The 9,966-nt window shown below is 44.0% G+C and carries 6 protein-coding genes and 1 pseudogene; 3 read left to right on the top strand and 4 right to left on the bottom strand.

Features of this window, described 5'->3' with window-relative positions; translation table 11 throughout:
* A pseudogene (locus tag FH976_RS03515) lies at positions 1–632 on the top strand (NapC/NirT family cytochrome c); the annotation flags it as partial.
* Positions 633–637: 5 nt separating this feature from the next.
* On the top strand, positions 638–3,091 hold the full coding sequence (locus FH976_RS03510; RefSeq protein WP_194089531.1) for a molybdopterin guanine dinucleotide-containing S/N-oxide reductase: 2,454 nt from the start codon (positions 638–640) through the stop codon (positions 3,089–3,091).
* A gap of 164 nt (positions 3,092–3,255) precedes the next feature.
* Here FH976_RS03510 and FH976_RS03505 read toward each other — a convergent pair whose 3' ends face one another.
* Positions 3,256–4,494, bottom strand: a complete 1,239-nt coding sequence (locus FH976_RS03505; RefSeq protein ID WP_194089530.1) for an MFS transporter — start codon at positions 4,492–4,494, stop codon at positions 3,256–3,258.
* A 133-nt stretch (positions 4,495–4,627) separates the two neighbouring features.
* Between FH976_RS03505 and FH976_RS03500 the strand changes: the two genes are divergently transcribed.
* Positions 4,628–5,815 carry a sugar transporter gene (locus tag FH976_RS03500; protein ID WP_194089529.1) on the top strand — a complete coding sequence of 396 codons (1,188 nt, stop codon included), beginning with the start codon at positions 4,628–4,630 and terminating at the stop codon, positions 5,813–5,815.
* A gap of 175 nt (positions 5,816–5,990) precedes the next feature.
* Here FH976_RS03500 and astE read toward each other — a convergent pair whose 3' ends face one another.
* The 3 genes from astE to astD form a co-directional block, all read right to left on the bottom strand.
* Positions 5,991–7,043, bottom strand: coding sequence for a succinylglutamate desuccinylase (astE, locus tag FH976_RS03495; protein WP_194089528.1), 1,053 nt, complete (start codon positions 7,041–7,043; stop codon positions 5,991–5,993).
* 20 nt (positions 7,044–7,063) lie between these two features.
* Complete coding sequence (gene astB, locus FH976_RS03490; RefSeq protein WP_194089527.1) at positions 7,064–8,404, bottom strand: N-succinylarginine dihydrolase; 1,341 nt, start codon at positions 8,402–8,404, stop codon at positions 7,064–7,066.
* A 63-nt stretch (positions 8,405–8,467) separates the two neighbouring features.
* Positions 8,468–9,964, bottom strand: a complete 1,497-nt coding sequence (gene astD / locus FH976_RS03485) for a succinylglutamate-semialdehyde dehydrogenase (RefSeq protein ID WP_194089526.1) — start codon at positions 9,962–9,964, stop codon at positions 8,468–8,470.
* Positions 9,965–9,966 lie beyond the last annotated feature (2 nt).

Here is a 9,966-nt window from a genome sequence, read left to right as displayed (position 1 = left end):
AAGACGGACAAACCTGTATCGATTGTCATAAAGGGGTGGCTCATTTAGCGCCACAACAAAAACTCGATACTTCTGAATTTGATCATTTATTCGATCTTGCAAAGAAAACACCAGAAGCAGCGAAAGAAGTGTACCCAATTAGTACCGTTAAAATGGGGGAACTTGCGACTGTCAATCCAACCACTGCATTACAAGTGGTGAAAGCGGATGGCAATAAACGTACGGTAGAGATCTCTGGTTTCCAAATGAAAGGTGCAGAGGCAATTTTATACCTTGATAACGGCAAGCGAGCAATTTTGGCTACGGTGACTGAGAAAGGTCAAAAAGCATTGAAATTAGGTGAATATGTTGCAGATAGCTATGGCAATCAATGGCGCAGTGCGAGTTTAACCGGCGAAATTGATCAACCGGTCTTGAATACGCGTGAACCAGTATGGAAATACGCCAATGATTTGAACACAGTGTATTGCTCAACTTGTCACGCCAAAATCCCAACTACGCACTTTACGGTAAATGCTTGGCCTCCAGTGGCTAAAGCGATGGGGTCACGTACTGATATTTCTGCAGATAACTTGGAAATTTTGACTAAGTATTTCCAATATCATGCCAAAGATATGAAGGGACAGGAGTAAAAATAATGACGAATATGAAGATTTCCCGTCGCGGGTTTTTAAAAAGCACAGGCGCATCTGCAAGTGTATTGGCTATCAGCAGTATTGTTCCACTTGCGGCCTCTGCCAATACTAAAGTGGCCGAGCGCGGTTACATTATTACTGCTGGCCGCATGGGCGTATTAAAAGCAAAAATTGAAAATGGCAAGATGGTGTCAACGACGAATGCACTTGCTCAAACCGTGGTTAACCACCTACAAAGTACGGGTCCGTCTCAAGTTTATACTCGAGCTCGCATTAAACACCCAATGGTGCGTAAAGGATTTTTAGCCAATCCGAGCAATCCAGAAGGTGTTCGTGGTCAGGATGAATATGTCAAAGTGTCATGGGATGAAGCGTTAAAACTCGCGCACGAACAACACATGCGCATTCGTAATGAACATGGAGCAGAATCTATTTATGCTGGTTCTTACGGTTGGCACTCAAGTGGTGTATTGCATGATCCTCGAACATTGTTACAACGTTATATGACACTTGCTGGTGGCTATGTGGGCTACCTTGGCGATTATTCAACGGGGGCGGCGCAAGTTATCATGCCGCATGTGGTTGGCTCGATAGAAGTGTATGAGCAGCAAACGACTTACCCTGTGGTGATGGAACATACCGATGTAGTTGTACTTTGGGGCATGAATCCTATCAACACACTGGAAATTGCATGGACAGCGACTGATGGACAAGGACTTGAGTTTTTCCATCAGTTGAAAAAATCGGGTAAAACCGTTATTGCTATCGATCCAATGCGTTCTGAAACTATTGATTTCTTTGGGGATAAAGCACAATGGATCGCACCAAACCCAATGACCGATGTGGCTTTGGCGATGGGTATTGCGCATACTTTAGTGAAAAATAAGCAGCACGATGAAAAATTCTTAAATAAATACACACAAGGTTTTGATAAGTTCAATGACTATCTGTTAGGCAAACCTGACGGTGTGGTAAAAGATTCAGCTTGGGCTGCCAATATTAGCGGCGTACCGGCTAAGCAAATTGAATTGCTGGCAGAAATATTCTCTAAAAACCGCACCATGTTAATGGCCGGTTGGGGAATTCAACGTCAACAGTTTGGTGAGCAACGCCACTGGATGATTACCACTCTAGCGGCAATGTTAGGGCAAATTGGTCTACCTGGCGGCGGTTTTGGTTTCTCTTACCACTACTCTAATGGCGGAAACCCTGCGCGTGATGCTGGTGTGTTACCTGCGATGTCGGCAACCATTGATGCCAACTTTACCGCTGGTTTGACAATGGGCAGTGTGGTCAATGCTTTCCCTGTTGCTCGGATTACAGAAGCAATGGAAAACCCTGGTAAGCAGTACCAACATAATGGTCAAACTCTAACCTTCCCACATCTTCGAATGTTGTGGACCGCAGGTGGTGCTAACTATACCCAGCAGCAAGATACTAACCGTTTAGTTAAATCATGGAATAAACTTGATCTCGTTGTAATCAATGAAATTTATTGGACTGCTGCCGCTAAGCATGCCGATATTGTTTTTCCAATCACCACCAGTTTTGAGCGTAATGATTTAACCATGGTTGGCGATTACAGTAGCCAATACTTATCACCAATGAAGCAAGTGGTAGAGCCAGAAGCAGAAGCGAGAAGTGATTTTGAAACTTTCGCGGCTTTATCTGAGCATTTATTTAAAGGTGGACGCCGAGTTTATACCGAAGGGCGTGAGGAAATGGAATGGTTGCGTGACTTCTATCAAAAAGCACAAAAAGGTGGACGTAACGCCCGTGTAGCCATGCCTAATTTCACTAAGTTCTGGGAAGCAAATGACGTAGTTGAAATGAAGTGGAACGAGAAAAATGCCCAATTCGTGCGTTTCAGCGACTTTAGAGCCGATCCAATTATGAATCCGCTTGGTACCCCAAGTGGCAAAATTGAGATTCATTCAAAAACGATCGAAAGCTTTAATTTGGCGGATTGTCCTGCGCATCCTACATGGCTTGAGCCAACTGAGTATACAGGTAATGCTAAAGAGGGAGAGTTGCAGTTAATGTCATCTCACTCAGCTTATCGTCTGCATAGCCAATTTAACTATGCTGATATTCGGAAAGATTATGCGATTGCCAATAAAGAACCCATCATGATCAATGAAGAGGATGCGAAAAAACGCGGCATTAAGCATGGGGATGTGGTTCGTGTATTTAACCAACGTGGTCAAGTACTCGCCGGTGCTCAAGTGACGGATGGGATCCGACCGGGTAGTGTGTGTATTCATGAAGGCGCATGGCCAGATTTTGATCCAAAATTAGGTATTTGCCGTAACGGTGGACCGAATGTATTGACCTTAGATATTCCGACTTCACGCCTTGCAAATGGCTGTGCGGCTAACTCAGCATTGATAAAAGTTGAGAAGTGGGTGGGTGATACATTAGAAACACAGGCATTTGAGCCACCGAAAGGAGCGTAATTTACTCTTTGTTAGTGTGGGGTTAAGGCTGCGGTGAAGCTTCATTTATATGTCATTGCTTCTGCATAAAACCGCATGGTTGTAACGGTTAGTTGAAACCGAACATTGTCACAATGTTCGGTTTTTTATTTATTGCTATACCTGCTTTTAGAGCATCGATTGATTTATGCGGATTGGTTTTTGGCTTGATTGGGGAGAGGGCGAGCTTTGCGTAAGTAATGGATCCCAATACTAGCCGCAATTAACGCACTTAATGCTCCGAGCCCTAATGACCAGCGTGGCCCATAAGTATCGGCTACCCAGCCGACAATCGGGGCGCCAATTGGAGTGCAACCCATCGCAATCGCCATTCGAATTGCAATCACACGCCCACGCATGCTTGGCTCGGTAGAAAGTTGCATTAAGCTATTGCTAGAAGTATTAAAGGTTTGGACTGAGATGCCAATGATCACTAACGTTGCGCCAAAAAACCAGTAATCGGGACTAAAGGCCGACAGCACAAAACCGATGGTTAAAATACTACAACCCACCACTAATGACTTAATGGTAGGGCCTTCACTGCGGGCGGAGAGCAAGGCTCCTGCTACGGATCCTACTGCCATGAGTGAGGTGAGTAAGCCAAACTGCCCTACGTTAGAGTGGAAGACGTTTACCGCCATAGTTGAAATGAAAATTGGGAAGTTTAGGGCAAAAGTACCAATCATGAACAACATAAAGAAAATAGCTTTTAGATCCGGACGTTGCCAAGCATATTGAAAACCTTTTAAAAACCCACCACGGCCACGTTTATTTATTGGATTAGGGTACAACTCATCTTGCCTTAGCAACGTGAGCGAATAGATCACCCCGATGAAAGACAGAGCATTAACAATAAATACCCATCCGGTTCCAATCATTGCAATTAATAAAGCCGCTAACGATGGGCCAATCATGCGAGCAGAATTAAATGAAGTCGAATTGAGCGCAACGGCATTAGAGAGATCTTTTTCACTCACCAGTTCTGCCACAAACGTTTGTCTTGTCGGGGCATCAAACGCGGTAGTGCAGCCTAAAATAAACGCGAAAATATACACATGCCAAAGCTCAATGTGACCGGTGAGGGTTAATAGCCCTAATAGTAGCGGTAAAATGCCTAATAAAGTTTGTGTCACAATAAGCACTTTTCGACGGTCAAAATGGTCAGCCACATAACCTGAAAATGGCAACAATAAAGCGTGAGGACCAAATTGCAGAGACATGACTATCCCAACCGCCGTCGCATTATGCTGAGTTAATTCGGTAAGCACGAGCCAATCTTGAGCGGTCCGCTGCATCCAAGTACCGATATTCGATACCAGCGCACCCGATGCCCACATTCGGTAATTAAAATGGCGTAATGAGCGAAACGTGCCAGTGAAGGCCATACGATTACCTTGTTTTTTTGATAAAAGTTGGGGGAATAAAATCATTGTGTACTTTATCAACAATCTTGCTTTCCATTCTTTTGAAAAGCAAGGATAATGTGATTTCAATCACCTTCTGAGTTGTCCTTTATTTATGAAAACCTCGTTATCAGCTGAGGCGAATTCTCGTCATTTGCAATATTTGCGCGTGTTTGCGATGGGATTCAGTGCGTTTATTTTTAATACCACTGAATTTGTACCTGTTGGTATTCTTACCGATATCGCACAAAGTTTTGATGTCACAACAGCCAAGGCAGGTTGGATGCTGACCATTTATGCTTGGGTAGTCGCGTTGCTGTCACTGCCATTAATGCTATTAACGCGTAAAGTTGAGCGTAAAACCTTGCTGTTATGTTTATTTGCGATGTTTACCGTAAGCCATATTTTATCCATTTTTGCCTGGAGTTTTCCTGTTCTGGTGATAAGCCGAATCGGTATCGCTTTTTCTCATGCTATATTTTGGTCGATCACCGCCGCAATTGCGATTCGGGTTGCTCCCGCAGGTAAAAAGACCTTTGCACTGAGTATATTGGCAACAGGAACGTCTCTAGCGATGGTATTAGGCGTACCGCTTGGGCGCTTAATTGGCCAATGGTTTGGTTGGCGAGTGACGTTTGGTGTGATAGGGGTGGTCGCATTTTTAATGATGTTATTACTGGCTCGTTTATTACCAGTACTGCCGAGTGTGTCTTCTGGCAGTTTAAAAAGCGTGTCGGCTGTATTTAAAAAGCCAGTGTTAATTGGCGTCTACTTTTTTACCTTTTTGATCTTCACCGCACATTACAGCAGCTACAGTTACATCGAACCGTTCATGCAGGAAGTGGGTCAATCAGACAGTTATTTCACGACTTTTTTGCTATTGCTGTTTGGTGGGGCTGGTATTATTGGCAGTGTGATGTTTGCCGTATGGGGAGAGAAGCATAATACTTTAATGCTAGTGAGCAGTGTGATTTTGATTGCCATTTGCATGGTGTTACTCAATAGCGTCGCAATGTCGACTTGGGGGATCAGCGGGCTGATTTTTGTTTGGGGTGCCGTGATGATGTTGGTGCCAGTGACGATGCAAGTAAAAGTCTTCAATATTGATAATGATTCATTTGAAGTCATTATGTCGATGTACTCTGGCATCATTAATTTAGGTATTGGCGCGGGGGCATTAATTGGCGGTAAAGTCATTATTCACATGGGTTTGCCTAATGTTGGTTATGTCGCAGCAGGCATTAGCTTGTTCTCTTTAATAGTACTGTTTTATCTACTACGTAAGTATCCGGTTTTGCGGTAATGATTCATCTAGTTTTAGGCGCAGTCGTATCAGCACTGCGGCGTATTCATGATATGGCTAGGACCAAAACCTGACACTTCAAATAATAGCTGATGAAAGCAGGAGCCTTGTTTGCTCCTGCATATAGTTTGTTCCTTCCTTCATATGGTTTGATGGCTAGTTGCCTTTGTTTCCTTTAATGTTCAACTTGCTTCAACATCAGCCCTGCTCTAAAACCTGCTTTGACGCCGCTATTTGGAAAGAGCAGGTATTCATTTTCTTCTTTGACCATGTATAAGGTGTTTTGATCGGTGGCGATCAAAGTGCCTTGTTTGAACTTGGTAAAATTATGGCTGTTTTCATTAATGTTGAATTGAAACTGCTCACTGATTTTGGTGATCTGCTGTGAGACCTTATACAAAATAGGCGAGATTGGGTTGGGCTGATTATTTTTGCTATTAGAGGCTTGATCGTTCTCTGAGTGAGGTAGATTATTAGCCATCAATGCGAGTAACCCTGAACGAATACCATCAAATTGGCTTAAATCATTAGCGCCAAAAGGCAAAGCCTCACCTAATTCTAGCGTGCAACTTTCAGCGTGAAATTGATGGCTAGTAAAGTAGCTAAAAGTCGACGCGGGATCATGGTTAATCACCAGCGCTTCTAGCCCTATATTTTGCAGCCATTGCATCATCGTGGGTGAGTATTGACCAGATTCGACATAAGGCAGCAAACCAAAACGAATGTGACGTGATGGCTTTATCGCGGTATGCAAATCAAAATGCCAATGTGAGTATTCAGGTTTTTCCTGATAAAATTTGGCAACCAGTGATTCCAGTGTCGCCGCGCGTGTGGTTTCAGTGTTTTGTGGATATTGAGCATGCGCTTGATTAAATAAACGGTTTAAATCGATATTAAGATAACGCTCACCAATTCGCATCGCGTCAAGATTGCCAAGAATAACCATTAATCGAACGTTAAGCGGATACTGTCCATTGAGTAAGCCTTGCACCAACTCAGATATAATTTCAACGGGTGCGGTTTCATTGCCATGTACGGCGCAAGAGATCACCACGTTTTTGTCGAGTTTGATATCTGTAGTGTTATTCCTCATTTGAATTGGCTCAAAGACAATGATGCCAGCTTCAGGTCGGTGCCAATCAATCGATGATCCAATACTGTTTTCAATTGAACCCGATTCAACTGATATTTTATCGCCTGCCAAAGACTCGGCTAAAAAATCAAACATGGTGCTTCCTTGCCTATTGATTACATTTGAAATGAATAAATTGATCCCAAATTCATGATCTTGGTGAGTTCATCTAATGCGGTGTAGTTTTCAATTAATAGCTGGGGATCACTAAGGTCCGATTCGCTTAATTGATCGCGATAATGCTTATTCACCCAGTTGGTTAAGGCGTGATAGTTAGTATCGGTTAACATAGCGTTTGGATTCGTGACGTTTAACTCGGCTTGACTTAACACGACTCGCAGCCTTAAACATGCAGGACCGCCACCGTTGCACATACTTTCGCGTAAGTTAAAGACTTGTATCTCATTAATCGGACCACCACTTTGAATTAATTCGTTTAAGTAGCCCCATACGCGTGGATTATTTTTCGATTCTTCCGGCACGACAATAAGCATACTGCCGTCTTTTTTAGTCAGTAATTGACTGTTAAATAAATAGGTTTTAACTGCATCTTCCACACTGACTTTAGAGGTAGGCACTTCAATTGGCATGAATTGCGATCCAAGCGGCTCCAGTTTGCGGTGGATTTCATCGAACGCTTGAGCTTGATGTAAAAACGCTTGTTGATGATGAAATAGTACGTTGCCATTGCTGACTGAAATAACATCGTTATGAAAAACGCCTTGATCAATCACGTCTGGATTTTGCTGCACAAACACGGTTTTATTTTCATCAAGTTGATGCAATCTTGCTACCGCTTGACTGGCTTCTTTGGTTTGACGTGCAGGGTATTTGGTTGGCTTGACGTGCCCGCCATCGCTTTGACAACCATAAACGAACACTTCGACGCCAGATGAACCATAGTCTGAGCATAATCGATTGTGATTGGCCGCGCCTTCATCGCCCCAAGTGCTTTGTTGTGGCAGCGCGGCGTGATGCTCAAAATATTGTTCATCGGTAAAAATGGCTTTAAGCGCATTGCTGGTGGTTGGAACTTCAATCGCGCGGTGAAACTTATTATTCAAGTTGGCAACTGTAAAATGTACTTTGCCATTGCCTGTATCGGCCGATGGTGACACGGTTGCGGCATTCGCTACCCACATTGATGACGCCGATCCGACAGCTGCCAGTAAATGTGGAGCGGTTTTGGCAGCTTGTTGCAGTACGGTAGCATCATTGCCGCTAAAGCCTAACTCACGCAGCGTTTTCACACACGGGCGTTGCTGTGGTGGCAATACGCCTTGCTTGAAACCAAGATCAGCCAGCGCTTTCATTTTGTCTAGCCCTTGTAACGCGGCTTGTTTCGGATTGGCGATAGCATTTTTATTTGAGGTCGAAGCGACATTGCCGAACGACAATCCCGCATAGTTGTGGGTTAAACCCACCAGGCCATCAAAATTAACTTCATATGCTGACATGCTGCATCCTTTTTACAGTTAAATCTATTTACGATTAACGTTATTCATGATTAAAACGAAAAATTAAAAGCGTAAGCCGGGTAGATTAGTTTCTGGCATGGTTAAGTGTTCTGACTCCACCGAAGCCATCGGCCAGGCACAATAATCCGCTGCATAATAAGCACTGGCGCGATGATTACCCGATGCGCCAACACCACCAAATGGCGCGTTACTGGATGCGCCCGTTAGTGGTTTGTTCCAATTTACAATGCCAGCGCGTGCTTCAATTAATACTTGGTCATAATCACTTCGTTTGGTTGAAATCAAACCCGTCGCTAAACCAAAGCGAGTTTGATTGGCAATGGCAATCGCTTGATCAAAATCTTGATAGCGAATAACGCTAAGCAGTGGGCCAAAATATTCTTCATCGGGCAGGACTTTCACATTGGTAACATCAATGATGCCAGGGGTAAGGAATGCGGTGTCAGCATCAGGCTTACTCATTTCAAGCAACGGCTGAGCGCCTAAATCACATAATTGTTGCTGCACTTTCATTAGTTGCTTAGCCGCTTGATTGGAGATCACCGGCCCCATAAATGGCGCAGGTTCTGCATTCCATGCTCCCACTTGAATATCGCGACTGACTTCGACTAAACGTTGGATGAAAGCATCGCCTTGCGCGCCTTCTCGTACTAATAATCGACGTGAGCAAGTACAACGTTGCCCCGCACTAATAAACGCCGATTGAATCGCAATATTAACGGCCGCATCGAGTTGCTCAAAAGACTCAACAATTAAGGCGTTATTGCCACCCATTTCGAGCGCTAGAATTTTCTCGGGTTGCCCCGCCAATTGGCGATGTAAATGGTAACCAGTATTGGCGCTACCGGTGAATAACAAGCCATCAATGCCATTATGATTGGAGAGAGCAATTCCGGTGTCTTTACCGCCTTGAATAAGATTAATTACGCCATTAGGTAGGCCCGATTTTTGCCAGATTTCAAGTGTGCGTTGCGCTGTCCACGGAGTAAGTTCACTTGGCTTAAACACTACGCAATTTCCCGCCAATAATGCAGGAACAATATGTCCATTAGGTAAATGAGCCGGGAAATTATAAGGACCGAATACGGCTAATACGCCATGCGGTTTGTGGCGTAGTACTGCCTGTCCTTCTGGCATTGGGGTGATTTTCTCACCCGTTCTTTCATGATAAGACTGAATTGAAATCGCCACTTTGTTGATCATGGCTTGTACTTCGGTTCTGGCTTCCCATTCTGGTTTTCCGGTCTCTTGAGAAATAATGGCCGCTAGTGGGTAGTGTTCTTTTTTTAGCTCTTCAGCGAAGCGCTCTAGGATTTCAATTCGTTGTGTTAAATCGGTTCGTGCCCATACAGGAAAGGCTTTTCTTGCGGCATCAATCGCTTGAGAGACTTCTTGTTCGCTGGCTTCTTTACCTTGCCAAATAGTATGGTTATCACTGGGGTTTTGTTTTGAGAAATAAACGCCAGTACCCGTTTGCCATTGTCCGTCAATAAAATGCCCGTTAGCCTGTTCGTGACTAGGATTGGAATGTTGAGTCATGA

The sequence above is a fragment of the Vibrio hibernica genome (assembly GCF_015223435.1).
GTDB lineage: Bacteria > Pseudomonadota > Gammaproteobacteria > Enterobacterales > Vibrionaceae > Vibrio > Vibrio hibernica.
This window is presented reverse-complemented; position numbering and strand designations above follow the sequence as displayed.

Coding starts and splice junctions, on each gene's coding strand:
- astB (WP_194089527.1), bottom strand. CDS start 8,404: ATGTCAGCATATGAAGTTAATTTTGATGGCCTGGTGGGTTTAACCCAC.
- FH976_RS03510 (WP_194089531.1), top strand. CDS start 638: ATGACGAATATGAAGATTTCCCGTCGCGGGTTTTTAAAAAGCACAGGC.
- astD (WP_194089526.1), bottom strand. CDS start 9,964: ATGACTCAACATTCCAATCCTAGTCACGAACAGGCTAACGGGCATTTT.
- FH976_RS03505 (WP_194089530.1), bottom strand. CDS start 4,494: ATGGCCTTCACTGGCACGTTTCGCTCATTACGCCATTTTAATTACCGA.
- astE (WP_194089528.1), bottom strand. CDS start 7,043: ATGTTTGATTTTTTAGCCGAGTCTTTGGCAGGCGATAAAATATCAGTT.
- FH976_RS03500 (WP_194089529.1), top strand. CDS start 4,628: ATGAAAACCTCGTTATCAGCTGAGGCGAATTCTCGTCATTTGCAATAT.